Raw genomic sequence first — 24,615 nt, 5'->3', positions numbered from 1 at the left:
GAGCCTTCCATGACTGTCATCAGCCGCCCCGAGATCCATGTCAGTGGCGGGACCGTGCGGGGCCGCAGGGAGGAGGGGCTCGCCGTCTTCCGCGGCATACCCTTCGCCCAGCCACCAGTGGGCGAACAGCGTTTCGCGGCGCCCCAGCCCGCGCTGCCGTGGGACGGGGTGCGCGAGGCCTCTGCCTACGGGCCTCCGCCGCCGCAGTCCTCGGTATTCGGGCTCATCCCGCCCTGGGAGGGCGGCGGGGAGAACGAGTGGCTGACGGTCAACGTCTGGTCCCCCGCTTACGGCGATAGCCCCGAAGCGGCCCTGCCGGTCATGGTGTGGATCTACGGCGGTGCCTATATGGCCGGGCACACGGGTCAGCCCGATTACGACGGGGCCGCGCTGGCCGCGGTGGGCGTGGTCGTCGTGACAATGAACTACCGCGTAGGCATGGAGGGTTTCGCGCAGATCAAGGGCGCGCCGGCCAACCGGGGGCTGCTCGACCAGGTCGCCGCGCTGGAGTGGGTTCGGAACAACATCGCCTCATTCGGCGGCGACCCGGGCCGGGTGACGGTCTTCGGCGAGTCCGCCGGGGCCGGCTCGATCGCGGCGCTGATGGCCATGCCCAGGGCCGCCGGACTGTTCCGGCGGGTGATCGCGCAGAGCGTGCCGGGCACCTTCTTCTCCCCGGAACTGGCCGACGACATCGCCGTCACGTGCGCCGCCGAACTCGGGCTCCGTCCGACACTGGCCGACCTCTCGTCCATCGAGCCGACCGCGCTGGCCGCGGCGGGCGACGCGGTGGCCGCGAAGATGGCCCAGTACGAGGACCGCTGGGGGCCGGTGGCACACACCGTGACTCCCTTCTCGCCGGTCGTCGACGGGGAGATCCTGCCGACCGACCCGTGGCAGGCGATCGCCGCCGGCTCGGCGCGCGACATCGACCTGGTCGTCGGTCACAATCGCGAGGAGTACCGGCTGTTCATCGCCCAGGCCGGACAGCTCGGCCAGATCACCGACGAGCGGGCGACCACCGTCCTGCGAGGGCTTGCGCCGGGACCCGAGGTGGAGGCGGCGTACCGGGCCCGCGGTTACGCGGCCGGTGAGCTGTACGAGCGGATCTACTCCGACTGGCTGTTCGACATGCCCAGCCTGCACCTGGCCGAAGCGCACGCCACCGCCGGCGGCCGGTCCTACCTCTACCGGCTGAACTGGCCGGCCCCGGCCATGGGCGGCGCGTTCGGCGCCTGCCACGGTCTGGACGTCGGACTGGTCTTCGGCAACCTGAGCGCAGGCCTCAGCGCCCTCCTGATCGGTGAGCAGCCACCCGCCGACGCGGTGGCCCTGTCCCAGTGGATGCGCTCCGCGTGGACGGCCTTCGCCACCACCGGCACCCCCGGTTGGCCCGAGTGCGACACCGAACAGCGCCTCACCCAACTCATCGACACCGAACCCACCGTCACGCCCTACCCGGCCGAAACCACCCGCCGCATCTGGGCGGACCACACCTTCAACGCCCTTCCGCTGCGCCCGTCCTGACTATCCGCCGACGCCAGATCGAGGCCCGGCCGGCTCCGCACTTCCGCCGGCGACGCTCCGCCAGGGTTCCGGCTCGGGGGCCCTTTCGCCTTGCCGGTGATACCGCCACCGCCACAACGCCCGCTTCTGAACCGGTGGGAACGGCGGCCGCTCCCACTCGGCATCACCAAGATCACCTCGCCGATGCTCACAACAATGCCCCGGACGCGAGGCAGTCACCTACCGCGGCTCATCGCTTGCCGCCCTGTTCCTGGACCGATCGACGGTCCCGTCAATCCTTCCGGAGTTCTCCGTGTACATCGCCTATGTCGTCATCGCCGTCGTGCTGTCCCTGGTGCTGGTCCTCTCTGCCGTTCCCGACATCACCCGCGACCCGAAAATCACAGATGGAATCAAGGCGCTCGGGGTGCCCGACAGCTGGTTCCTGCCACTCGGCCTGCTCAAGATCGCAGGCGCTCTGGGGCTGCTCGCCGGCATCGTCTACCGACCGTTGGGCATCGCGGCGGCGATCGGTGTCGTCCTGTACTTCCTGGGCGCCGTGATCACGCACGTCCGTGGAGGCGACGCGAAGAGAATCGGCCTCCCGGCCAGCATCATGCTCGTTGCCGTGGCGGCGCTGGTGCTGGGCTTCGCGACGCTCTGACCGTGCTCCACGATCGCACTCGGACCAGCTCGCGATCACACCGTGCAGCAACTGCCGGACTCTTGCCTCCAGCACCCGGGCCGGAGGCAAGTCGCTCAGGGACGGCTGGCGACGGCAATGTCCGGGACGGCCCACGCCGGCCGCCCCGGACAGCCTCGGACTTGCGGGCGGCTACAGAGCGCAGTCCGGGTCGGGGCGCCGGCAGTGCCGATCAGGTGGCCGGCCATCAGCTTCGGGGAACTGATCGGCACAAGCGTCGGCGGCCCGGCCGAACACCTGGCGCGCTCTGACGCTCTCCGGCCGATGTTCTCCGGTTGTGCTCCCGGTCGCTTCAAGACCGCTGGGCTGTTTCGCTCTTCCGGATCAGCATCGTCGAATGTCCCTGCTGAGGGATCGTGCTGATACCACCGGCCTGAGTGCCGCGTGCTCCGCCGCCCTGGGATCGCTCAGGCCGCGCGGGACCGGACCTGATCCGGGGCCGGGTCGCGACCGGCTCCGACGGTATTGCTTCCCGACGGCGGCGGTCCGGGGCGTTGCGCTTGTCGGCGAGCCCCGCTCAACGCGGACTTCATGATCAGGTTCGGCGGCACCTGACCGTTGGCCGGAGTCAGATCGTCGGCCCAGATGCGACAACGTCCAGGATGCTCAGGCGAGTCCGCGTTTGAGGATCTTGCCGGTGGATGTCAGGGGCAACTCGTCGACGAACTGGACGACCCGCGGGTACTTGTACGCTGCGAGACGTTCCTTCGCCCAGGCGGCGAGCTCCTCCTCGGTCGTGCCACTCCCGGCTTTCGTCACCACGACGGCCTTGACCTCCTGGCCGTGGGACTCGTGCGGTACGCCGATGACCGCGACCAGCGAGACGGCGGGGTGCTCCATGAGCACTTCCTCGACCTCGCGCGGGTAGACGTTGAAGCCACCCCGGATGATCATGTCTTTGGACCGGTCGACGATGTAGTAAAAGCCGTCTTCGTCCCTTCGGGCGAGGTCGCCGGAGCGGAACCAGCCCTCATGGATCGCCTCGGCCGTCGCCTGGGTCGCCGAGCAGCCGTGGTCGGACGGCACGGTGGGCATGTACGGGCGCGGCGCTGGCACGGCGTCCCGATACGAAAGCCCACTGCCCTGACTTCCTCCGCCGAGATCACCCTGGGCCTCGCCTCCGTGAGTTCCGTCGACCGACCCCGCTCAGCCGCCTCCACGGTGTCCCAAGCAAAGGTCGCCCCGCTGAAGCGGGCTTTCAGACTGCCCCGTCCGCCGGTGGCGCACAGGCGTCCGTCACCCGTCGGGGGGCCTCACCGCCAGCGATGACACCAGTGTCGACCTGGACACAGAAGATGTGAACTCCCTCAACTGCCCAGCCATGGGCAGGACTTACTTGAGCGCCACTCAAGGGCCCTCGCGGACGTCCGTGAACTCGTTGAGGTACCGAGATGTCCAGTTCGGCGTCGGTGACGGCGAGCCGGCCGAGGCTGTGCTGATGCCGGCGCCGAGGAATGGCAGTTCCGGGGCGTACCGGATGTTGCGAGAGCGCCGACTGCCTCGCGGCGGGGCAGCCTGCCACGCCACCCGCCAACCACCGTCCCCTGGATGCTCCTGCCGCCCGGCAGGTCGGTCTTGGCCAGGAACCGCCGTTCCCGGGCCGTCGCGCATCAGCCGGGCGTCTTAAGACATGTCCACAGGGCATGATCACGAAAGGCCTGCACCACCACCAGCGAAGAATCCGCTGGTGAGCCCCCTGCGCCTGGCAGCCGATCACAGCCACTCGGCGCCTGTTCAGCGGTTCATCGGTCCGACTCTCGTCTCGCCGTCCCCGTACACGAGGCGCGCCGGCACGTGACCTCACACCACCCTGACCAGCGGCGACACGCTCAACAGCCTAAAAGGGTGCGGATTCGACCCGGATTCGACCCGAGGGCCCCAGACTCCAAAACGATCAGCAGTTGACCTGCAGTGATGCCGATTCTTGCCGCTGTACCGAGCATCCATCGACAGATGGGTATCACATTTACAATTAAGCGGACACATTTGGGCGATTAACGCTACGCAGTGAGTAGTCGCACTCGCCGTCGCCCTCTCCGGCCAACCAAGCGCGAACCGAACAGCAGCAACCACCCGGGGCACCTACTCCGGCGACCCAGGGCTGACAGAACAGGGATCTGACCAGCCTCTTTACAGAAGTCCTTCCGCCTGGCAGAAGCCGCCTTGCCAAGCCGCCACAAGCCTCACGACCCTGATTCCAACCACGGCACGCGGGGCGACGGCGCCCCGCCGACAGGGACGGGAACCCCCATGCCTCACACGACCGCCTTCGCCAGGAACCAGTGGTACGTCGCCGCGTACAGCCACGAGGTCGGCCGCGAGGAACTTCTCGGCCGTACGATCCTCGGCGAGCCCCTCGTCTTCTACCGGACCGAGGAGGACGGCACCCCGGTCGCGCTGGCCGACCGCTGTGTGCACCGCCGGTTCCCGCTGCACGAGAAGCCCAGTCGGCTCGACGGCGACAAACTCGTGTGCGGGTACCACGGGTTCACGTACGACACGACCGGTACGTGCGTGTATGTGCCGGGGCAGAAGCGCGTGCCGCGCACCGCCCGTGTCGCCTCCTATCCCGTGGTCGAGCAGGACTCCCTGGTGTGGGTGTGGATCGGCGACCCGGCGCTGGCCGACGCCGACACCATCCCGCGGGCCAGGCACCTCGACTCCCCCGGCTGGGTCACCGTCCGCGGCATGGAGCCGATCGACGCCGACTACGGGCTGCTCGTCGACAACCTCCTCGACCTCTCCCACGAGACGTACCTGCACGGCGGCTACATCGGCACCCCCGAGGTCGCCGAGACGCCGATCACCACCGAGGTCGACGAGGGCGCGGGCATAGTCCGGGTCAGCCGGCACATGGACGACGCCGAATGCCCGCCGTTCTACGCCAAGTCCACCGGCATAGAGGGCCGGATCACCCGCTGGCAGGACATCGAGTACCACGCCCCGTGCCTGTATCTGCTGCACAGCCGGATCGCACCGGTGGGTGTACTGCCGGAGGCGGACGGAAGCGATCCCCACGCCTTCCACACCGAGATCACGTACGCGATCACGCCGTCCGGAGACGGTCGCGTGTACGACTTCTGGATGGTCTCCCGCGACTGGGCCATCGAGAACGACGAGGTCACCGAGTTCCTGCGGGGCAACAACCACACCGTGGTGATGCAGGACGTCGACGCGCTCAACCTGCTGCAGCGCACGCTCGGCACCGAGCGGACCGGGTACCAGGAGCTCAGCATCAACATCGACACCGGCGGCCTCGCAGCCCGCCGTATCCTCGCGCGGCTGGTCGAGGAGGGCGACAAGCCCGTGGAGAAGGTCCTGTGAGCAGCAGCCCCACCGGCGAGATCTACCGCATCGACTGGCTGCCGGGCACCGACGTCCTGCACGGCACCTGTCACTGCGGTGCCGAGCACGCCGCCCAGGACCCGGTCGAGATGTGGGAGTGGATGCTCGCCCACCCCGAAGGCCACCAGCCGCAACGGCACGAGTCTCAAGGGAACAGCTCATGACCGTGTACGAAGCCGAACTCGTCGTAGACCGCAGGGAGTTCGCGGCCGACGGCGTGCTCGCCCTCACCCTGCGCCATCCGCTCGGCGAGGACCTGCCGGACTGGGAACCGGGCGCCCATGTGGACGTCGTGCTCGGGCCCGAGCTGGAGCGGCAGTACTCGCTGTGCGGCGACCCGGCGGACCGGTCCGTGTGGCGGATCGCCGTGCTGCGGGAGCCGGACGGTCGAGGCGGATCCGCCCATGTGCATGAGCAGTTGGGGCAGGGCGACAAGGTGCGGGTGCGCGGGCCGCGTAACCACTTCCGGCTGGAGAGCGCGCCCCGGTACCGGTTCATCGCGGGCGGGATCGGGATCACGCCGATCCTGCCGATGCTGGCCGCGGCGGAGGCGGTGGGTGCCGACTGGACGCTGCTGTACGGCGGACGGACGCGCGACTCCATCGCTTTCACCGAGGAGTTGGGGCGCTACGGGGATCGGGTGACCGTCGCCCCGCAGGACGAGACCGGACTGCTGGACCTCGCCTCCGTGCTGGACGACCTGCCCGACGGCACCCTCGTCTACTGCTGCGGTCCCGGGCCGCTGCTGGACGCGGTCGAGGAGCGCTGCCCGGCCGACCGGCTGCATGTCGAGCGGTTCACGCCGAAGGCCCAACACAGCGGTGAGAACACGGAGTTCGAGGTCGAGCTGGCGCAGAGCGGGCGTACCGTCACCGTCGCGCCCGACGTCTCCGTGCTCGACGCCGTGCGCGCCTCAGGTGTCGAGGTGCTGTTCTCCTGCACCGAGGGCACCTGCGGCACCTGCGAGACCGACGTGCTCGACGGCACCCCGGACCACCGGGACTCCGTGCTCACCGCCGAGGAGCAGGAGAGCGGGGAGACGATGATGATCTGTGTGTCCCGCTGCCTGGGGAAGCGGCTCGTGCTGGACCTGTGATCCGCAGGTCGGCGTCGATCCGGGCGACCGCCGCGAGCAGGTGCGGCAGCAGCTCGCGGCGGATCGACTCGACCGAGTTGCGGCCCGCCGGCACGGCGATGTTGACGGCCGCGACCACCTCGCCGTCCCGGTCCCGCACCGGGGCGGCGACCGACCGGAGCCCCTCCTCCAGCTCCTGGTCGACGATCGCGTACCCCTGACCTCGCACCTGTAGGAGTTCGGTGCGCAGGGCCGGCACCGAGTCGACGGTGCGGTCGGTCAGGGGGCGCAGTCGTGTCCGGGCGAGCCGGGCGTCGATCTCCTCGTCCGCCAACCCGGCCAGCATGACCCGGCCCACCGAGGTGACGTACGCCGGGAAACGGGTGCCCACGGTGATCGAGGCCGACATGATGCGGCGGGTCGGCACCCGGGCGACGTAGACGATGTCGTCGCCGTCGAGGACGCACAGCGACGACGACTCCCGTACCTGCGCGACGAGTTGCTCCAGATGTGGCTCGGCGATCTGCGGCAGGGTGAAGCCGGCCAGGTAGGAGTAGCCGAGCTCCAGGACGCGGGGCGTGAGGCGGAAGTGGCGGTCGTCCGTGGCCATGTAGCCGAGGTCGACCAGCGTCAGCAGGAGCCGGCGGGCGGCGGCTCGGGTGAGGTCGCAGGCGCGGGCGACCTCACTCAGAGTCTGTGCGGGGTGCTCGGCGTCGAAGGAGCGGATGACGGCGAGGCCACGCTCGAAGGACCTCACGAAGTGCGGTGCTCGGGCTCCGGCGGCCATCGCCACCTCCAAAAGTGTCAACAATGTTGTCAGCGAACCCATTGACCGAACTGTTGGACGGCTCTACCTTCCCGCTGAGCGTGCACGCGCACTACTGTGCGCCCTGCGCACGACCTGTCGGAACACCGTTGCACGTTGTCTGTACAGGAGGAGCCATGCGTCGTCTGTTCGCCGGTCTCAGTGCCGGCGCCCTTCTGCTCGTCGCGACGGCCTGTGGCTCGTCGGGCGGCGGTTCGTCCAGCGGGAGCACGTCGTCCGGGGGCGTCACCACGGTCAAGGTGGGACTCATTCCGATCGTCGATGTGGCGCCGCTCTATCTCGGCGAGAAGAAGGGCTTCTACGAGAAGCAGGGTCTGAAGCTGTCGCCGACCCTGGCGTCGGGCGGGGCCGCGATCGTGCCGGCGGTGGCCTCCGGGCAGTACCAGTTCGGCTTCTCCAACGTGTTCTCCCTGATGGTCGCCCAGTCCAACGGCGTCTCCCTGAAGGCGATTTCGAACGGGGTCGCCTCAACGGGCGTGCAGGGCAAGGACTTCGGCGCCACGCTGGTGAAGAAGGACAGCTCCATCAAGTCGGCGAAGGACCTGGAGGGCAAGAAGGTCGCCGTCAACACCCTCAAGAACGTCGTGGAGTTGTCGGTCCGTGAGTCGGTGAAGAAGGCGGGCGGCGACCCGGACAAGGTGAAGTTCGTCGAGATTCCCTTCGACCAGATGCCGGCCGCGCTGGACAAGGGCCAGGTCGACGCCGCGATGGCCGTGGAGCCCGCGCTCACCACCATCGAGGACCAGGGCGGTCGGGAGATCTCCTCGCCACTGGTCGACGTGGCGCCGAACCTCACCGTCGCCATGTACTTCACGTCGACGCAGTACGCGCAGAAGAACCCCGCCGTGGTGAAGAGGTTCCAGACGGCCACCGCCCAGTCCCTCGCCTACGCGGACGCCCACCCGGACGAGGTGCGCCAGATCGTCGCCACGTACACCAAGGTCCCGGCGTCGGTGCTGGCCAAGGTGACCCTTCCCAAGTGGCCGGCCGACGCCAACCGCGCCTCGATCGAGACACAGGCCCAGCTCGGCCAGGAGTTCGGCTTCTTCAAGAAGGCGCCCGACCTCAACACCCTTCTGCCGTGAGGGGGTTGAACACCGCGCTCGGCGCGGCCGGGCTCGCGGCCTTCCTCGCCCTGGGCGAGGCGGTGCCGCGGCTCGGCCTGGTCAAGGAGGCCTACTTCCCGCCGACCAGCCGTATCGCCTCCGCCCTCGGGGACGAACTGTCCGACGGCGCCTTCTGGTCGGCGCTCGGCGACACGCTCACCGGCTGGGCGATCGGTCTCGCGATCGCGGTCGGCGCCGGTGTCGTCGTCGGCGTGCTCGTCTCGATCGTGCCGTATCTGCGCGAGGCGACCGCCTCGACGATCGAGTTCCTGCGCCCGATCCCGTCGGTCGCCCTGATTCCCCTCGCGGTACTGCTGTACGGCACCCAGCTGAAGTCGGTGCTGCTGCTCGTCGTCTACGCCTCCTTCTGGCAGGTGCTGATCCAGACCCTGTACGGCGTCCAGGACGTCGACCCGGTCGCCGAGGAGACGGCACGCTCGTACGGTCTCGGCACCTGGGCGCGGGTCCGCCATGTGCTGTGGCCTACCGCGCTGCCGTACGTCATGACGGGCGTCCGGCTCGCCGCGGCCGTGGCGCTGATCCTCGCCATCACGGCCGAACTCGTCATCGGGGCACCGGGGTTGGGCCAGCGGATCGCAGTCGCGCAGACCTCGCAGGCGGTGCCCGACCTCTATGCGCTGATCGTGGTCGCCGGGCTGCTGGGACTGGTCGTCAACGTGGGCGCGCGTACGGTGGAGCGACGGGCGCTGGCCTGGCACCAGTCGGTGCGCGGGGAGGTGGCGGTGTGAGGCGTCTGCTGCTCCGGCTGTTCTTCGTCGTCGCCCTGCCGCTGGTGCTGGTCGCGGTGTGGTGGGCCGCGTCCGACGGCAGCGCCAACCCCTTCTGGCCGCCCCTGCGCACGATCCTGAAGACGTTCCCGGACGTCTGGACCGGTGACCGCCTGCGCACGGACGTCCTCCCGAGCATCTGGCGCCTGGCGGCCGGATACGCCCTGGCGACCGTCGTCGGCATCGCGCTCGGCACGGTCATCGGCTCCTACCGACGGGTGCGGGCGGTCTGCGAGCCGGTCCTGGAGTTCCTGCGAGCGGTCCCGCCGCCCGTCCTCGTCCCGGTCATCATGCTGTTCGCGGGCATCGGCGACACCATGAAGATCGTCGTGATCGCGAGCGGCTGCGTCTGGCCGGTCCTCCTCAACACCGTCGAGGGCGTGCGCGCGGTCGACTCGGTGATGCTGGAGACGGCCCGCTCCTACGGCATCACGGGCGTCGCCCGCCTGCGCAACCTGGTCCTGCGCTCGGCGAGCCCGCAGATCTTCGCCGGTCTGCGCCAGGCGCTGTCCATCGGCATCATCCTGATGGTCATCAGCGAGATGTTCGCGGCCAGCGACGGCATCGGCTTCACCATCGTCCAGTTCCAGCGCAGCTTCGCGATCCCCGACATGTGGACCGGCATCCTGGTCCTCGGCCTGCTCGGCTTCCTGCTCTCCGTCCTCTTCCAGCTGGTCGAACGGCGGGTCCTCGCCTGGTACCACGGCCTGCGCGCGTCCACCCGGCGGTCCCCGTGAACATTGTGAAAGGGCGGTCCATGCACGCGCTCGACGTATCCGGCCTGCAGAAGGTCTACGAGGGTTCCGGCCGCCGCGTCGAGGCGGTACGGGACCTCACCTTCACCGTGGAGACGGGCGAACTCGTCTGTCTCGTGGGCCCGTCGGGCTGCGGCAAGACGACCCTGCTGAAGTGCGTGGGCGGCCTGCTCGCACCGTCAGCGGGTCGCGTCATGCTCTCCGGAAAGCCGGTGAGCGGGCCGCCGCCGGGGATGGCGTTCGTGTTCCAGGAGTACGGGCGGAGTCTGTTCCCGTGGATGCGAGTCGGTGAGAACGTCGAACTCCCTTTGAAGCAGAAAGGCTTGAGCAAGGCGCGACGCAGGGAGCTGGTCGCCGACGCACTGGAGTCGGTGGGTCTCTTGGACGCGGCCGGGGCGTACCCGTGGCAGCTGTCCGGCGGGATGCAGCAACGTGTCGCCATCGCCCGCGCGCTCGCCTACGAGCCTCAAGTGCTGTTGATGGACGAGCCGTTCGCGGCGGTGGACGCCCAGACGCGCGCCGATCTGGAGGACCTGGTACGACGGCTGTGGCGCGAGCGCGGCATGACGATCCTGTTCGTCACCCACGACATCGACGAGGCCGTGTACCTCGGCGAACGGGTCGTCGTCCTGTCCGCCTCCCCCACCGTCGTACAGGAACAGCTCAAGGTCGATCTCCCCGCCGAACGCGACCAGTTGCACACCCGGGTGGACCCGCGCTTCGCCGAGCTGCGCACGCATGTGTACCAGCAGATCCAGGCGGCCAAGCGCGGGGTCCCGCAGGACGAGGTCACGAAGTCGAATACGCCTCCACCTCACTGAACTGCCCTGCGGGCCACCCGGTGTTGGCACTCACGGACAGGCGCAGATAGCGCAGGGCGGTGCTGGCCGGCAGGGCTACGGTGGCGGTGTTGCCGGTCGCCGGGTCGAAGCGGTAGTCACTGGACCCGACCACGGTCGAGTAGGCGGATCCGTCGGTACTGCCGAGCACGGTGATGGTCTGCGTGCGTGCGCCCCACGCCGTCGACGGCGGCAGTTTCAGCACCAGGCGCCGGACCGCGTAGGACGAACCGAGGTCGACCGTCCAGGACTGCGGGAAGGCGTTGTTGGTCGACTCCCAGTAGCTGTTCGCGTCACCGTCGACGGCCTTGCCGGGCGTGTAGACGTCCTGGGAGCCGGTCGCGGTGGCCGGGCGGCCCCCCGCGAGGTTGCGGTTCGGGTCGGGGTCGGGGTTGCCCTGGCCGGGCTGGGGCCAGGTCGAGCAGTCCGACCAGGTGCTGCTCCAGCCGGAGTTGCCGCCACCGTCGGTGAGGGTGAAGCTGCCGGAGCCCGCCGGGTAGGGGCAGTTGTAGATGCCCGCGGCGCCGACGCTCGTCGCCGTGACGTCGCGGAAGGTGGCCGCGCCCTGGGCCTCGGCCTGGACGACCACGGTCCCGGTGTTGCGCACGGTCGCGCCGTCCACGGTGACATTGCGCACGGGATGGCCCTGTCCGCCGCCCGACACGAACTCGAAGGCGCTGTACGGGCTGTCGGTGACCGTCGTGTCGGTGATGTCGACGGTCGCGTCGATGGCGCTGTCGTACGAGTCGACGCGCAACGCGCCCATCGGATGGTTCCAGTTGGGGTTCATGGCCCCCGCACGGACGAGCGTGTTGCCGTCGACCGTGATCGTGCCGGCGAGCGGGGAGAACGGATCGAGGAACTTCTGGTTGGAGATCGCGATGCCGCTGCCCAGGGCGTTGGTGTCGGAGACCAGGTTGTTCCTGACGGCGATGTCGGTGCCGCCGTAGATCGCGATGCCGTTGGCGAGGTTGGGCTGCGAGACGGTGTTGTTCTCGAAGCTGGAGTTGGTGTCGGGCGCGTACAGCGACCACATGGCGAGCGAGTCGTCACCTTGGTTGCGCAGGAAGTTGTTGCGGACGCGGACCCCGCGCGCGTTGCCGTTGAGGTTGAGGCCGTCGGCGGTGGTGTCGAGGATGCGGTTGTTCTCGACGACCAGGTTGTCGTTGTCGCCCATCAGCCACAGGCCGACCTTCAGGTGCTGGATCCACATGCCGGAGACCGAACTGTTGGGCCCCAGTGACCCGTTGACGAAGTTGTCCGGGTTGGAGTCGACGCGTTCGGTGACCTCGCCCATGACCGCGAAGTCCTTGATGTGGACGCCTCCGGACGAGCTGGACTGGTCGATGAAGCGGGAGGTGTGCACGACCGAGTACCAGCTGCCCGCGCCTTGGAGGGTGACGTTCTGGACGCCGCTGAGGGAGGAGGTCAGCTTGTAGTCGCCCGGCGGGATCCAGACCACTCCCCCTTGGGCGGCGGAGAGGGCGTCCCGGAAGGCCTGGGTGGAGTCGCCGTTGCCGCTGGGGTCGGCGCCCTTGGAGGTGACCGCGACCGAACCGGCGGGCTGGGAGGCGGCGGCGTCGACCTGCTCGAAGTCGGCCACGTCCACGGTGACTTGGGTACCGGTCGACTGGAAGGCGACCTTGTCGCCGGCCTGGAGGTTCTGCCCGAGCGGCAGCCGGGAGTTGTCGAAGAAGTGGTGTTGCTTGGCGCCCGGGATCCAACCGGTGTCGATGTACGAGTACTTGGAGGTCACCGGCAGTGTCCTGGCGAGCTTGGTGCCGTTGACGTACACGTCGAGCGAGCCCGACTGCCCGTCCGGGACGCTGTAGGCGAGGTTCACGGCGTTGGCCGCGCGCGGCACCGTGAACTCGACGCGCTGCCCCGAGGTGAGGCGCACGGCCTGCCGTCCGGAGGCCTCGGAGGCGAGGGTGCCCTGGGTGTGGTCGGGGCCGATCTTCGTGCCGGTGCCGGTGGCGGACTCGGCCTCGACGGAGGTGAAGGGCAGGGTGGCGCCGGACGCCGCGTGGGCGGCGGGCACGGTCGCGGTGAGCAGGCCCGCGGAGAGGGCGGCCACGGCACCGATTACTGGCATGCGCCTGACAGATCTGGACCTGTGCATGTGCTGATCCCTTCGGGAATGGGGGTGCGGGGACAGCGGAGGCGGTCGGGCTGCGGCTCAGGGGCGCAGCCAGACCGCGGTGTCCTTCGGCAGCCGGCCGTCAGGGCTCAACGGGCCGCTGGCGAGGAGGAGTTGGGAGTGGGCGGGCAGCTCGGCGGGAATGTCGGAGAGGTTCACCGCGCACACGGCGCCTTCCCTACGGGCGAAGGCGATTACGCCGTCGGGTGCGGGCAGCCAGGTGAGCGGGCCGTCGCCGAAGACGGGCCGCAGGCCGATCGCCGCGCGGTACAGGGCGAGCATCGAGAAGGGGTCCGCGGCCTGGCGGTCGGCGGCGTACGTCGCCCAGCCGGCGGGCTGCGGCAGCCACGGCTCCTGCTGTGAGCCGAAGCCCGCGTACGGCGCCCCGGCGACCCACGGCAGCGGGACCCGGCACCCGTCACGCCCCGGGTCGATGCCGCCCGAGCGGACGTACATCGGGTCCTCGATGCGGTCGCGCGGGACGTCGGCCTCGGGCAGGCCCAACTCCTCGCCCTGGTAGAGGTAGACGGCGCCGGGCAGCGCGAGCGACAGCAGGGCGGCCGCGCGGGCGCGCCGGGTGCCGAGGGCGAGGTCGGTGGGGGTGCCGAAGGCCTTGGCGGCGAAGTCGAAGCCGGTGTCGGTGCGGCCGTAGCGGGTGACCGTGCGGGTGACGTCGTGGTTGCACAGCACCCAGGTGGCGGGGGCGCCCACGGGAGCGTGCTCGGCGAGCGTGGTGTCGATCGACGTACGGAGCCCGGCCGCCTCCCAAGGGCAGGACAGGAAGGAGAAGTTGAAGGCCGTGTGCAGTTCGTCGGGGCGGAGATAGCGGGCGAAGCGCTCGGCGTCAGGGAGCCACACCTCGCCGACGAAGACTCCGTCGTAGTCGTCGGCCACCGCGCGCCAGGAGCGGTAGACGTCGTGGAGTTCGTCGCGGTCGACGAAGGGGTGCGGCTCGGGTGCGTCGGCGAGGTCGGGCAGGTCCGGGTCCTTGGCGAGCAGGGCGGCCGAGTCGATGCGGACACCGGCGACGGCCCGCTCGAACCAGAACCGCAGGATGTCCTCGTGCTCCTGACGGACCGCCGGATGGGCCCAGTTGAGATCGGGCTGTTCGGGCGTGAACAGGTGCAGGTACCAGTCGCCGTCGGGCAGCCGCGTCCACACCGGCTCGGTGGAGCCGACGAACTGGGACGGCCAGTCGTTGGGCGGGAGCCCGCCGTCCCGGCCGCGGCCGGCCCGGAAGTGGAAAAGCTCGCGCTCGGGGCTGCCGGGACCGGCGGCGAGCGCGGCCCGGAACCAAGGGTGCTGGTCGGACACGTGGTTGGGCACGATGTCCACGATCGTGCGGATGCCGAGTTCCCGGGCCTCGGCGATCAGCTTCTCGGCCTCGGCGAGGGTGCCGAAGGCCGGGTCGATGGCGCGGTAGTCGGCGACGTCGTAGCCGCCGTCCTTCATCGGGGACAGGTACCAGGGGTTGAACCACAGGGCGTCCACGCCGAGTTCGGCGAGATACGGCAGCTTCGAGCGGACGCCCGCGAGGTCGCCGGTGCCGTCTCCGTCGCCGTCAGCGAAACTGCGGACGTACACCTGGTAGATGACGGCGGAGCGCCACCACTCCTTCTGGGCATGGCGGGGCTGTCCCACTGTGCTTGCCTTTCTGTCGGAGGGAGGGCGTCAGCCCTTGGTGCCGCCCGCGCTGATCCCGGCGATGATGTGCCGCTGGAAGAGCAGGAACAGCGCGACCATCGGGATGCTGGCGATCACCATCGCGGCGATGAGCACGGTGAGTTGGATGTTCTGCGACAGCTGGACTAGGGCCACGCTGATGGGCTGTTCGTCGGTGTCGGAGAAGACCATCAGCGGCCAGAGGAAGTCCTGCCAGACGGCGACCAGCGCGAAGATCGACACGACGCCGAGCACCGGCCGGGACATGGGCAGCACGATCGACCAGAGCGTACGCAGCTTTCCGGCGCCGTCGATCTCGGCGGCCTCCATGACGTCGCGCGGGAGTTGGTCGAAGAACCGCTTGAGCAGATAGAGGTTGAAGGCGTTGGCGACGGCCGGCAGCCAGATGGCGAGGGGGTCGTTCAGGAGACCCAGATCCGCCACGGTCAGGTACTTCGGTACGACGAGGGCCTGCGCCGGGACCATCAGCGTGGCGAGGATGCCGCCGAGGATCAACCTGCCGAAGGCCGGCCGGAGTGTGGAGAGAGCGTAGGCGGCAGCCGTGCAGAGGACGAGCTGGAACGCCCAGGCTCCGGCGGCCTGGACCACCGTGTTCCACAGGTGTCGCGGGAGCTGCATCAGGTCCCAGGCGTCGGTGTAGCCGCTGAGGTGCCAGCTCTTCGGGACGAGGGTGGGCGGGGTCCGCGCGATCTCGTCCGGCGACTTCATCGCGCCGGTCGCCATCCAGTAGACCGGGAAGAGGAAGGCGAGGGCGAAGAGCAGAACGACGGTGGTGAAGACGGTCCAGTAGAGGGCCTTGCCACGGGGGCGGGCCAGGGTCGCCGGGGAGATCAGGGTTCTCGTGCTCACGCTCCCTCCTCTCCGGAGCGGGTGAGGCGCAGATAGACGGCGGAGAAGGCGCCGAGGAGGACCAGGAGCATCACGCTCAGCGCGCAGGCGCCGCCGAAGTCGTTGTAGAGGAAGGCGTACTTGTAGATCAGGTAGAGGACGGTGACCGTCGCGTTCTCGGGGCCGCCTCCCGTGATCACGAAGGGTTCGGTGAAGACCTGCATCGTGGCGATGATCTGAAGGAGCATCAGCATGAGGATCACGAACCTGGTCTGAGGGATCGTCACATGGCGAACGCGCTGGAGGAGGTTGGCGCCGTCCAGTTCGGCGGCCTCGTACAGCTCGCCGGGGATCGACTGGAGGGCGGCCAGGTAGATCAGGACGGTGCCGCCCATGTTGGCCCAAGTCGCCACGATCACCAGGGAGACGAGCGCGGTGTCGGCGCCGTTGGACCAGTTCGAGGTGGGCAGGTGGAGGGAGCGCAGCGCCTCGTTGGCGAGGCCGGCTCCGGGGTCGTAGAACCACTTCCACAGCAGGGCGCTGACCACCGGCGGGATCATCACCGGCAGGTAGACCACGACCCGGAAGAAGGCCTTGGCGTGCCGCAACTCGTTGAGTACCAGGGCCAGTACGAAGGGGATCGCGAAGCCGATCAGCAGGGCGAGCAGGGTGAAGGTGAGCGTGTTGCGCCAGGCCGCGGTGAACTCGGGGTCGTGCCAGACCCGGGTGAAGTTGGCGGTGCCGACCCACTCGGGCGGTGCGCCCGGCGTGTACTTCTGGAAGGCGATCACGACCGCGCGGATCGCCGGGTACCAGGAGAAGAGCGCGAAGCAGATCAGGCCGCCGACGAGGAAGCCGTAGGCGCGGGCCTGGTCGGCGAGGCGGCGCCGCCTCCGGTCCCCTGCCGGGGGCGGCGCCGGGACCGGGGGGACGGCGGCCGTCTCGATCGCCCGCCGCTCGGCTGTCTTCGTCATGACCGTCAGCCCCGGGACAGGATGCTGTCGATCTTGCCGGAGGCGTCCTTGAGGAGCCGGTCGATGTCGGCGTCCTTCTTGGTGAGGACGGCGGAGACCGTGCCGTCGAGGACGGAGTAGATCTGCTGGGCGTCCGGCGGCTCGATCTTCAGCTGGAGGCCGTGGTTGCCGTCGAGGAAGGCCTGGTAGTTCTCCACCGGCACATTGGCGTTGGCCTTCTTGACCTGCTGGTCCTTGGCGTCGGCGGCGCCGGTGAACAGGCGCGGCTCGGGCAGGCCCACCGGGGCGTTCGCCTTCCTGGCGCGGGCGTAGTCGCCGAGGAACCCCGTGCCCGGGGTGAGGAACATGTGGTCGAGCCACTTCAGGCCGGCGCGGATCTGGGCAGGAGTGTCGTGCTTGTTGAACATGTAGCCGTCGCCGCCGATGAGCGTGCCGTTGCCGCCTGGCATGGGTCCGAGGGCGAGGTCCTTGTAGTTGCCGCCCTTCTCCTTGACCAGGATCGGGATGTTGTCCGGCGCGGACAGATACATGCCGAGCTTGCCCGAACCCATCATCTGCTGCACGTCGTTGATGACCAGGAGCTGCTTGCTGCCCATCGAGTTGTCGGCCCACCGCATGTCGTGCAGGTTCTGCAGGACGGCGTGCCCCTCTGCGGTGTCGATGGTGGCCTTCTTTCCGTCGGCGCTCACGACGTCGCCGCCCTGCGAGTACAGCTCGGCGGTGAAGTGCCAACCCCCTTGGTTCTGGGCGCTGTAGTCGGCGTAGCCGACGGTGCCGTTGCCCAGTGCGGCGATCTTCTTGGCGTCGGCGCGGACTTCGGCCCAGGTCGCCGGGGGCTGGTCGGGATAGAGGCCGGCCTTCTCGAAGAGCCTGCGGTTGTAGATCAGACCCATCGAGTAGCCGGTCCGTGGGACGCCGTAGATCTTCCCGTCGACCGTGTAGATGTCGCGCAGCTGCTTCTGGATGGTGCCGTAGCTCTTCAACTCCTTGATGTACGGGGTGAGATCGGCCGCCTGCTTGATGTCGACGACGTGCTTGGCGTCGGTGAAGTACGTGTAGAAGACGTCCTCCATCTGTCCGCCGGCGAGCTTGGCGTCGAAGGTCTTGGGGTCCTGGCAGGGGAACGCGTCGTGCGCGACGACGTCGATGTCCGGGTTCTGCTTCTCGAAGGAGGCGACGTCCTGCTCGAAGAACCCGCGGTCGACCTTGGCGCTCCTGGGCGGCTCGCAGTTGACGGTGATACGCGTCTTGCCGCTCGCCGATCCGTCGTCACCCGACCCGCAGGCGGAGGCGGCGAGAGCGAGAGAACAGACGCTGAGCGCGGCGAACGTACGACGGAACCCGGTGCTTCTCATCGGTGGACCCCTCGTGGCAGGAGCGGTGGGCGCCGCACACTCAAGCACCGGCGACATCTGTCCGCAAGATGTCGCGCAGAGTCTGTAATTATTCGACAGTCGGGTGGATCTCAGGGACGAGGTGCTTGCGCCGTCGACCCGCGGACCACCAACTCCGGTTCGAAGAGCAGCTCCTCGGGGGCCACGGAACTGCCGTTGATCTGTGTGTTCAGGAGCTCCACGGCCGCTCGCCCCATGGCCTCGATGGGCTGACGCACGGTGGTCAGCGGGGGTTCCGTGCAGTTCATGAACGCGGAGTCGTCGTAGCCGACGACGGACACCTGGGAGGGGACGGCGAGACCCTTGCGGCGGGCGGCCCTGATCGCGCCGAGTGCGAGGGGGTCACTGGCGCAGATGATGCCGGTGACACCCCGGTCGATGAGCCGGGAGGCGGCCGCGTGACCGCCCTCGAGGGAGAACATGGCGCGGGCGACATGCTCCTCGGGGAGGTCGCCGAGGGTCTGGGCGGCCGCCAGCTTCCGGGCCGACGGCATATGGTCGCCGGGGCCGAGCACCAGCCCGATCCGCTCGTGCCCCAGCGAGGCGAGATGCCGCCACGCCTGCTCTACCGCCACCGCGTCGTCGCAGGAGACGCCCGGGAAGCCGAGGTCGTCGATGGCCGCGTTGACCAGCACCACCGGGATGTTGCGCTCGGCCAGCTGCCGGTAGTGGTCGTGCGGGGCGTCGGCCTGGGCGTACAGACCGCCGGCGAAGACGACGCCCGAGACCTGCTGTTGCAGCAGCAGGTCCACGTAGTCGGCCTCGGAGACGCCGCCCTTGGTCTGGGTGCACAGCACCGGCGTCAGCCCGAGCTGGGCGAGCGCCCCGCCGATGACCTCGGCGAACGCCGGGAAGATCGGGTTCTGCAGCTCGGGCAGGACGAGGCCCACGAGCCGCGCCCGCTCGCCGCGCAGCTGCGTGGGCCGCTCGTAACCGAGGACGTCCAGGGCGGACAGCACCGCCTTCCGGGTGGCCTCCGAGACGCCGGGCTTGCCGTTGAGTACCCGGCTGACCGTGGCCTCGCTGACCCCGACCTTCTTCGCCACCTCGGCAAGTCGTCGCGTCATGCACGCAAGAATAACGCAAGAAACGCAAACGGCTTGCGTAGCGGCGTCAGCTCTCCTCGCGGGCGGCCCAGACACCGCGGACATGACCGAGGTGGCGGGTCATGACCTCGCGTACGGCCTCCTCGTCACGGGCGAGAAGCGCGTCGAGGAGTTCGAGGTGCTCCTTGGCGGAGGCCTCCAGCCGCCCCGCCTCCACCAGGGCCGTCAGCCCGTACAGCCGCGCGCGGCGCCGCAGGTCCCGTACGACTTCCACGAGATGGTCGTTGCCGGCCAGTGCCAGCAGCTCCAGGTGGAAGCGCAGGTCGGCCTCGACGTAGGCGATGAGGTCGCCCTTCGTGGCCGAGGTGACGATCTCCAGGGCGATCGGGCGGAGCGCCTTCAGGTCCTCGGGGTCGGCGGTGGTGGCGAGCCCGACGGTCGTCGGGATCTCGATCAGGGACCGGATGTGGGTGTACTCGTCGAGCTGCTGGTCGGAGACCTCGGTGATCCGGAAGCCCTTGTTCGGAACGATGTCGGCCAGGCCCTCCTTCACCAGCTCGAGCATCGCCTCGCGCACCGGGGTCGCGGAGACGCCGAAGCGGGGCGCGAGGGACGGCGCCGAGTACACCTCGCCGGGGCGCAGTTCACCGGAAATGAGCGCGGCCCGCAGCACATCCACCAGCCGCTCCCGGAAGTTGGGCTTCCTTCCGCCGAGATGGGGCAGAGCTGGTCGTTTGCGCACGGCCATGGTGATCGTCCTCCTTGGGTCACCGGACATTATCGGGTCGCCTACAGGACGAATCCGGCGGGGAACGGGTCGTCGGGGTCGAGCAGGTACTGGGCGGTGCCGGTGATCCAGGCGCGGCCCGTGAAGCTGGGCAGGACGGCGGGGCGGCCGGCGACCTCGGTGGTGCCGAGGAGGCGCCCGGTGAAGCGGGTGCCGATGAACGACTCGTTGACGAACTCGGTGTTCAGGGGGAGCTCGCCGCGTGCGTGGAGTTGGGCCATACGTGCACTGGTGCCGGTGCCGCAGGGCGAACGGTCGAACCAGCCGGGGTGGATCGCCATGGCGTGGCGCGAGTGGCGGGCGGTGGAGCCGGGGGCGTACAGATGGACGTGGTGGCAGCCGCGGATGGTCGGGTCCTCGGGGTGGACCGGTTCGTCCTCGGCGTTGATGGCGTCCATGAGTTCCAGGGCCGCCGCGAGGATGTCGTTCTTGCGGGAGCGGTCGAAGGGGAGGGCGAGTTGGTCGATCGGGAGGATGGCGTAGAAGTTACCGCCGTATGCCATGTCATACATTACTGATCCGTCAGACACCTTCACCGTCCGGTCCAGCCCGACCGAGAACGACGGCACGTTCCGCAGCGTCACCGCCTTCGCCGCCCCGCCCTCCACCGCCACCTCGGCGACGACCAGCCCGGCCGGGGTGTCCAGCCGGATGGTGGTGACCGGTTCGACGACCTCGACCATGCCGGTCTCCACCAGCACGGTCGCGACGCCGATCGTGCCGTGCCCGCACATCGGGAGGTAGCCGGAGACCTCGATGTAGACCACGCCCCAGTCACAGTCGCCGCGGGTCGGCGGCTGCAGGATCGCGCCGCTCATCGCGGAGTGGCCGCGCGGCTCGTTCATCAGCAACTGCTTGATGTGGTCGCGGTGTTCACGGAAGTACAGGCGCCGCTCGTTCATGGTCGCGCCGGGGATGGTGCCGATCCCGCCGGTGATGACGCGGGTGGGCATGCCCTCGGTGTGCGAGTCGACGGCGTGCAGGACGAGTTTGCTGCGCATGAACTTCCCCTCTACGCCAGGCCTGCGGCGACGGCGTTCTCGGTGGCCGTGCGGACCGCGGTCTCCTGCTCGGGGAGCAGCGGCACGCGCGGTGGCCGCACCGGACCGCCATGACGGCCGACGATGTCCATGGACAACTTGATGGCCTGCACGAACTCGACCTTGGAGTCCCAGCGCAACAGCGGGTGCAGCTGCTCGTACAGCTTCTTCGCGGTGGCCAGATCGCCGTCGACGGCGGCGTGGTACAGCTCGGCGCTCGCGGCGGGCAGCGCGTTCGGGTAGCCGGCCACCCAGCCCTTGGCGCCCGCGATCGCGAGTTCGAGCAGGACGTCGTCGGCACCGATCAACAGGTCGAGTTCCGGGGCGAGTTCGGCAAGCCGATAGGCACGACGTACGTCTCCGGAGAACTCCTTGACGGCCTGGATGCACCCCTCGCCGTGCAGCTTGGCGAGAAGCTCCGGTACGAGGTCGACCTTGGTGTCGATCGGGTTGTTGTACGCCACGATCGGCACCCCCGCCTTGGCGACCTCGGCGTAGTGGGCGAGCACCGAACGCTCGTCGGCGCGGTAGGCGTTGGGCGGCAGCAGCATCACGGAGGCACAGCCCGCGTCTCGTGCCTGCTCGGCCCAGCGCCGCGACTCGGCGGATCCGTAGGCCGCGACGCCCGGCATCACGCGCGCGCCGCCGATCGCGGCCACGGCCGTCTCCACGACCCTGGCCCGCTCCTCGGGGGTGAGCACCTGGTACTCGCCGAGCGAGCCGTTGGGGACGACACCGTCGCAGCCGTTCTCGACCAGCCAGGCGCAGTGCTCGGCGTACCTGTCGTAGTTCACGGACAGGTCGTCGTCGAGCGGGAGCGCGGTGGCGACGAGGATGCCGCGCCAGGGGCGGTGGTCGGTGGCGGTCATGACAGTTTCCCTTTCAATAGTATGTGACATATCACTGATCGGTCTCTTCACCGGCCCGCGCCAGCACCCCGAGCGGTACAGGCCGCGCGAACGGCCGCCGTGAGGGCGTGAGATCGCACCCGGCGAGTCCCGCGACCGCCGGTCCGCACATCCGGCCCTGGCACCAGCCCATCCCGGCCCGCGTCAGCAGCTTCACCGTGCGCAGGTCGCCCGCGCCCAGCTCGCCGACGGCTTCCCGGACGGTACCGGCGGTCACCTCCTCGCAGCGGCAGACCACGGTGTCGTCGGTGACCTGCTCGCTCCAGCGGGCTGGCGGCCGGTACACCCGGTCCAGCGCTGCCGCGAACCGCCGTAGTTTCGTACGGGACTTGGCGGCCGTGGCCCACTCCCCCGGGTCGGGTTCGGTGCCCGCCAGGCGCGCCGCGGCCGAGCCGCCCGCGATGTGCCCCTCGGTGAGCGCGAGGGCCGAGCCGCCGATGCCGGTGGTCTCCCCCGCCGCCCAGACGCCGGGGACGTCGGTGCGCTGCTCCTCGTCGACGTGGACGTGTGTGCCGTCGAGCCGGCAGCCGAGGCTCTCCGCGAGGTCGGTGTGCGCGAGCATGCCGTGGCTCACGGCGAGGGTGTCGCAGGGGATACGACGTCCGGTGCCGGGCCTGACCCGTCCTTCCGCGTCGAGCGCGGCGACGGTCACGGCCTCGACGCGGTCGGTGCCGTGCGCCTCGACGACGGTGTGGCGGTAGAGCGTGCGCGTCCGACGCCGTAGCAACTGGCCTGCGTACAGGGCCCCTTCACCGAGCTTGCCCGGGTGGGCGGCCAGGGTGCGGGACTGCCGTAGGAAGACCCGCGGGTCGGCGGACTCGACGAGCGCGGCGATGTCCACTCCGGCTGCGGCGAGTCCGGTGGCGACCGGCAGGAGCAGGGGTCCGGTCCCGGCGACGACGGCTGTGCGGCCGGGTACCGTGAGGGTTCCCTTGAGCATGGCCTGGGCGCCGCCCGCGGTGAGGACACCGGGCAGGGTCCAGCCGGGGAAGGGCAGCACCTGCTCGTACCCGCCGGTGGCGAGGAGCACGGCGTCGGCGCGGACGGTGACCGGGTCCTCCTGCTCGGGGCCGAGCAGCGCGTGCACGGTGAAACCTTCTGCGAGCCGCTCGACGAACCAGATGTGATGCTCCGTCAAGTGCCGTACTCTGCCCGCCTTTACATGGCCGGCCAGGCTGTCCCGCAGTCGTTCCCAGGTCCGCCACTGGTGATGCAGTGCCTGCGGTCGGCGTGCGCGGAGTCCGGTGGCGGGCTGCCGGTAGAACTGTCCGCCCGCCTCCGCGGCCGAGTCGATCAGCGTGACCCGGGTTCCGCGCGCGGCGGCGGCCAGGGTCGCGGCGAGGCCCGCCGGGCCGGCGCCGATCACGGCGAGGTGCGGTCGGTCAGTCATCGTGGCCGGTTCCCTCCTGGGTACGGATCACATCGCCCGGAGCCACGGGCACCAGGCAAGCCCGTTGGTTGGGGCGGCCGTTGACGGTCACCAGGCAGTCGAAGCAGACGCCGATACCGCAGAAGATCCCGCGCGGGCGCCCCTCGCCCCGGGTGCTGCGCCACGAGGTGACCCCGGCCTCCCAGAGCGCGGCGGCGACGGTCCGGCCGGGCAGCGCCTCGATCTCCCGGCCGTCCAGGGTGACCGTGAAGGCGGGGCCGGGACGCGCGTCGGCCAGGTCGAGCGGTGAACTCACGCGCCCTCCTCGGAGAAGCGGTCGGGGCTGAACGGCGTCAGGTCGAGGTCGGGAGTCTTCGCGGTGAGTACCTGGGCGATGAGGTGGCCGGTACCGGTGGACAGGCCGATGCCGGCGCCCTCGTGGCCGCAGGCGTGGAAGAGGCCGGGGACGCGGGGGTCGGGGCCGATGGCGGGCAGGTGGTCGGGCATGTAGGGGCGGAACCCGACGTAGGAACGGATGGCGTGGACGTCGGCCAGGAAGGGGAACAGCCGGGTCCCGCCCGCCGCGAGGGCGCGCAGGGCCGGCAGGGAGAACGACCGGTCGAAGCCGACGCGTTCGCGGCTGGCGCCGATCAGGACGGGCCCGGCCGCCGTGCCCTCCACCACGGGCGAGGTCTGCAGGGCGGCCGAGTCGCTGGCCACGTCGGCCACGTAGTCGGCGGCGTACACCTTGTGCCGGACCAGGCGTGGGAGGGGTTCGGTGACGAGGACGTAGCCGCGCCTCGGGAGGACGGGCAGGGTGGCGCCGGCGAGTGCGGCGAGGTCCCCGCCCCAGGTACCGGCCGCGTTGACGAGGGCCGGGGCGTGGATGTCGCCCCGGTCGGTACGGACGCCGAGGACCGATCCCTCGGCGGTGCGCAGTACGCCCGTCACGGTCCGGCCGGTGAACAGGCGGGCGCCCGAGGCCCGTAGCAGACGGGCGGCGGCGAGGGCGGGCATGACCTGGCTGTCCTGCGGATAGTGGACGCCGCCCGGGAGGCCCGGCGCGAGGTGGGGTTCCAGGCCGTACAGGGCGTCCCCGGCGACGGGTTCGGCGGTGACGCCTGCGGTGCGTTGCTCGTCGGCGAAGCGCTCCAGAGCGGTGAGGCTGCCGGGCGAAGTCGCCACTACGACGCCGCCCTTGGCCTCGTACTCGATCGACTCGCCGAATTCCTGGGCGAGTTCGGTCCACAGGCGCCCCGAGAGCAGGGCGAGGTCCAGCTCGGGTCCGGGTTCCTTGTCGGAGACGAGGAGGTTGCCCTCTCCCGCGCCGGTGGTGCCGCCGGCCACCGGGCCGCGGTCCACCACGATGACGTCGAGGCCCGCGCGAGCCGCGTAGAGGGCGCAGGCGGCACCTACCATGCCTGCCCCGACCACGACGACATCGCAGGTCAGTCGCTGACTCACGCCAGTACTATGTCACATATCACTGCACCTGGAAACGGT

Annotated in this window: 23 protein-coding genes and 1 pseudogene; 10 read left to right on the top strand and 14 right to left on the bottom strand. The window is 69.8% G+C overall.

The window, feature by feature from the left end; all coding sequences use genetic code 11:
* Window positions 1–9 precede the first annotated feature (9 nt).
* Window positions 10–1,527 carry a carboxylesterase/lipase family protein gene (locus ACWC09_RS30175; RefSeq protein WP_152770318.1) on the top strand — a complete coding sequence of 506 codons (1,518 nt, stop codon included), beginning with the start codon at window positions 10–12 and terminating at the stop codon, window positions 1,525–1,527.
* Between the two features lie 292 nt (window positions 1,528–1,819).
* Window positions 1,820–2,170, top strand: a complete 351-nt coding sequence (locus tag ACWC09_RS30170; protein WP_450854081.1) for a DoxX family protein — start codon at window positions 1,820–1,822, stop codon at window positions 2,168–2,170.
* A 645-nt stretch (window positions 2,171–2,815) separates the two neighbouring features.
* Here ACWC09_RS30170 and ACWC09_RS30165 read toward each other — a convergent pair.
* Window positions 2,816–3,202 (bottom strand): annotated as a pseudogene (locus ACWC09_RS30165) (AMP-binding enzyme); the annotation flags it as partial.
* On the opposite strand from ACWC09_RS30165, the gene ACWC09_RS30160 reads away from it, so the two are divergent.
* The 4 genes from ACWC09_RS30160 to ACWC09_RS30145 all read left to right on the top strand — a co-directional run bounded on the left by ACWC09_RS30160 (window position 3,186) and on the right by ACWC09_RS30145 (window position 6,650).
* Complete coding sequence (locus ACWC09_RS30160) at window positions 3,186–3,296, top strand: CocE/NonD family hydrolase (protein ID WP_450854093.1); 111 nt, start codon at window positions 3,186–3,188, stop codon at window positions 3,294–3,296. The pseudogene ACWC09_RS30165 and the gene ACWC09_RS30160 overlap by 17 nt on opposite strands.
* Before the next feature lie 1,163 nt (window positions 3,297–4,459).
* Window positions 4,460–5,533, top strand: a complete 1,074-nt coding sequence (locus tag ACWC09_RS30155) for a Rieske 2Fe-2S domain-containing protein (RefSeq protein ID WP_450854080.1) — start codon at window positions 4,460–4,462, stop codon at window positions 5,531–5,533.
* On the top strand, window positions 5,530–5,718 hold the full coding sequence (locus ACWC09_RS30150) for a hypothetical protein (protein WP_450854079.1): 189 nt from the start codon (window positions 5,530–5,532) through the stop codon (window positions 5,716–5,718). The genes ACWC09_RS30155 and ACWC09_RS30150 overlap by 4 nt, the downstream gene beginning before the upstream one ends.
* Window positions 5,715–6,650: a PDR/VanB family oxidoreductase gene (locus ACWC09_RS30145; protein ID WP_450854078.1), complete on the top strand. Its 936-nt coding sequence runs from the start codon at window positions 5,715–5,717 to the stop codon at window positions 6,648–6,650. Before ACWC09_RS30150 ends, ACWC09_RS30145 begins: the two co-directional genes overlap by 4 nt.
* Here the strand turns inward: ACWC09_RS30145 and ACWC09_RS30140 are convergent.
* Window positions 6,565–7,416 (bottom strand): IclR family transcriptional regulator domain-containing protein, encoded by an 852-nt coding sequence (locus tag ACWC09_RS30140; protein WP_450854077.1) that lies wholly within the window; start codon window positions 7,414–7,416, stop codon window positions 6,565–6,567. The two genes, ACWC09_RS30145 and ACWC09_RS30140, sit on opposite strands and share 86 nt — an antisense overlap.
* A 155-nt stretch (window positions 7,417–7,571) precedes the next feature.
* On the opposite strand from ACWC09_RS30140, the gene ACWC09_RS30135 reads away from it, so the two are divergent.
* Genes ACWC09_RS30135 through ACWC09_RS30120 form a run of 4 tightly spaced genes read left to right on the top strand, consistent with a single transcriptional unit; the run spans window position 7,572 to window position 10,925 of the window.
* Window positions 7,572–8,540 carry an ABC transporter substrate-binding protein gene (locus ACWC09_RS30135; RefSeq protein ID WP_450854076.1) on the top strand — a complete coding sequence of 323 codons (969 nt, stop codon included), beginning with the start codon at window positions 7,572–7,574 and terminating at the stop codon, window positions 8,538–8,540.
* Complete coding sequence (locus ACWC09_RS30130) at window positions 8,537–9,310, top strand: ABC transporter permease (protein ID WP_450854075.1); 774 nt, start codon at window positions 8,537–8,539, stop codon at window positions 9,308–9,310. The genes ACWC09_RS30135 and ACWC09_RS30130 overlap by 4 nt, the downstream gene beginning before the upstream one ends.
* The gene (locus ACWC09_RS30125) at window positions 9,307–10,086 is read left to right on the top strand and encodes an ABC transporter permease (protein ID WP_450854074.1); all 780 of its coding nucleotides are present in this window, start codon (window positions 9,307–9,309) and stop codon (window positions 10,084–10,086) included. Before ACWC09_RS30130 ends, ACWC09_RS30125 begins: the two co-directional genes overlap by 4 nt.
* Window positions 10,087–10,106: 20 nt before the next feature.
* Window positions 10,107–10,925 carry an ABC transporter ATP-binding protein gene (locus ACWC09_RS30120; RefSeq protein ID WP_450854073.1) on the top strand — a complete coding sequence of 273 codons (819 nt, stop codon included), beginning with the start codon at window positions 10,107–10,109 and terminating at the stop codon, window positions 10,923–10,925.
* Here ACWC09_RS30120 and ACWC09_RS30115 read toward each other — a convergent pair.
* The 12 genes from ACWC09_RS30115 to ACWC09_RS30060 all read right to left on the bottom strand — a co-directional run bounded on the left by ACWC09_RS30115 (window position 10,894) and on the right by ACWC09_RS30060 (window position 24,576).
* Entirely contained in the window at window positions 10,894–13,038 is a 2,145-nt protein-coding gene (locus tag ACWC09_RS30115) for a discoidin domain-containing protein (RefSeq protein WP_450854072.1), read from the bottom strand. The two genes, ACWC09_RS30120 and ACWC09_RS30115, sit on opposite strands and share 32 nt — an antisense overlap.
* Before the next feature lie 84 nt (window positions 13,039–13,122).
* Window positions 13,123–14,724 carry a glycoside hydrolase family 13 protein gene (locus tag ACWC09_RS30110; protein ID WP_450854071.1) on the bottom strand — a complete coding sequence of 534 codons (1,602 nt, stop codon included), beginning with the start codon at window positions 14,722–14,724 and terminating at the stop codon, window positions 13,123–13,125.
* Window positions 14,725–14,754: 30 nt separating this feature from the next.
* Window positions 14,755–15,615, bottom strand: a complete 861-nt coding sequence (locus ACWC09_RS30105; protein WP_450854070.1) for a carbohydrate ABC transporter permease — start codon at window positions 15,613–15,615, stop codon at window positions 14,755–14,757.
* A complete protein-coding gene (locus ACWC09_RS30100) occupies window positions 15,612–16,568 on the bottom strand; it encodes a carbohydrate ABC transporter permease (RefSeq protein ID WP_450854069.1) in 957 nt (318 codons plus the stop codon). Before ACWC09_RS30100 ends, ACWC09_RS30105 begins: the two co-directional genes overlap by 4 nt.
* A gap of 5 nt (window positions 16,569–16,573) precedes the next feature.
* On the bottom strand, window positions 16,574–17,923 hold the full coding sequence (locus tag ACWC09_RS30095; protein WP_450854068.1) for an ABC transporter substrate-binding protein: 1,350 nt from the start codon (window positions 17,921–17,923) through the stop codon (window positions 16,574–16,576).
* Between the two features lie 110 nt (window positions 17,924–18,033).
* Entirely contained in the window at window positions 18,034–19,029 is a 996-nt protein-coding gene (locus ACWC09_RS30090; protein ID WP_450854067.1) for a LacI family DNA-binding transcriptional regulator, read from the bottom strand.
* Window positions 19,030–19,075: 46 nt separating this feature from the next.
* Window positions 19,076–19,756, bottom strand: coding sequence for a GntR family transcriptional regulator (locus tag ACWC09_RS30085; RefSeq protein ID WP_450854066.1), 681 nt, complete (start codon window positions 19,754–19,756; stop codon window positions 19,076–19,078).
* A gap of 41 nt (window positions 19,757–19,797) precedes the next feature.
* Complete coding sequence (locus ACWC09_RS30080; RefSeq protein ID WP_450854065.1) at window positions 19,798–20,796, bottom strand: proline racemase family protein; 999 nt, start codon at window positions 20,794–20,796, stop codon at window positions 19,798–19,800.
* Window positions 20,797–20,807: 11 nt separating this feature from the next.
* A complete protein-coding gene (locus tag ACWC09_RS30075; RefSeq protein WP_450854064.1) occupies window positions 20,808–21,704 on the bottom strand; it encodes a dihydrodipicolinate synthase family protein in 897 nt (298 codons plus the stop codon).
* Between the two features lie 31 nt (window positions 21,705–21,735).
* Window positions 21,736–23,133, bottom strand: a complete 1,398-nt coding sequence (locus ACWC09_RS30070; protein WP_450854063.1) for an FAD/NAD(P)-dependent oxidoreductase — start codon at window positions 23,131–23,133, stop codon at window positions 21,736–21,738.
* On the bottom strand, window positions 23,126–23,428 hold the full coding sequence (locus ACWC09_RS30065) for a (2Fe-2S)-binding protein (RefSeq protein WP_450854062.1): 303 nt from the start codon (window positions 23,426–23,428) through the stop codon (window positions 23,126–23,128). Before ACWC09_RS30065 ends, ACWC09_RS30070 begins: the two co-directional genes overlap by 8 nt.
* Entirely contained in the window at window positions 23,425–24,576 is a 1,152-nt protein-coding gene (locus ACWC09_RS30060; protein ID WP_450854061.1) for an NAD(P)/FAD-dependent oxidoreductase, read from the bottom strand. Before ACWC09_RS30060 ends, ACWC09_RS30065 begins: the two co-directional genes overlap by 4 nt.
* Window positions 24,577–24,615: the final 39 nt, after the last annotated feature.

This window comes from Streptomyces sp. NPDC001617 (genome assembly GCF_053596855.1).
Note: the sequence above shows the minus strand (reverse complement) of the source record. Positions and strands in the feature narration are given on the sequence as shown.

Bases quoted from the DNA above. Each gene is read 5' to 3' on its own strand.
- ACWC09_RS30175 (WP_152770318.1), top strand. From the start codon at position 10: ATGACTGTCATCAGCCGCCCCGAGATCCATGTCAGTGGCGGGACCGTG.
- ACWC09_RS30155 (WP_450854080.1), top strand. From the start codon at position 4,460: ATGCCTCACACGACCGCCTTCGCCAGGAACCAGTGGTACGTCGCCGCG.
- ACWC09_RS30145 (WP_450854078.1), top strand. From the start codon at position 5,715: ATGACCGTGTACGAAGCCGAACTCGTCGTAGACCGCAGGGAGTTCGCG.
- ACWC09_RS30140 (WP_450854077.1), bottom strand. From the start codon at position 7,416: ATGGCCGCCGGAGCCCGAGCACCGCACTTCGTGAGGTCCTTCGAGCGT.
- ACWC09_RS30135 (WP_450854076.1), top strand. From the start codon at position 7,572: ATGCGTCGTCTGTTCGCCGGTCTCAGTGCCGGCGCCCTTCTGCTCGTC.
- ACWC09_RS30120 (WP_450854073.1), top strand. From the start codon at position 10,107: ATGCACGCGCTCGACGTATCCGGCCTGCAGAAGGTCTACGAGGGTTCC.
- ACWC09_RS30115 (WP_450854072.1), bottom strand. From the start codon at position 13,038: ATGCCAGTAATCGGTGCCGTGGCCGCCCTCTCCGCGGGCCTGCTCACC.
- ACWC09_RS30100 (WP_450854069.1), bottom strand. From the start codon at position 16,568: ATGACGAAGACAGCCGAGCGGCGGGCGATCGAGACGGCCGCCGTCCCC.
- ACWC09_RS30095 (WP_450854068.1), bottom strand. From the start codon at position 17,923: ATGAGAAGCACCGGGTTCCGTCGTACGTTCGCCGCGCTCAGCGTCTGT.
- ACWC09_RS30090 (WP_450854067.1), bottom strand. From the start codon at position 19,029: ATGACGCGACGACTTGCCGAGGTGGCGAAGAAGGTCGGGGTCAGCGAG.
- ACWC09_RS30085 (WP_450854066.1), bottom strand. From the start codon at position 19,756: ATGGCCGTGCGCAAACGACCAGCTCTGCCCCATCTCGGCGGAAGGAAG.
- ACWC09_RS30080 (WP_450854065.1), bottom strand. From the start codon at position 20,796: ATGCGCAGCAAACTCGTCCTGCACGCCGTCGACTCGCACACCGAGGGC.
- ACWC09_RS30075 (WP_450854064.1), bottom strand. From the start codon at position 21,704: ATGACCGCCACCGACCACCGCCCCTGGCGCGGCATCCTCGTCGCCACC.
- ACWC09_RS30070 (WP_450854063.1), bottom strand. From the start codon at position 23,133: ATGACTGACCGACCGCACCTCGCCGTGATCGGCGCCGGCCCGGCGGGC.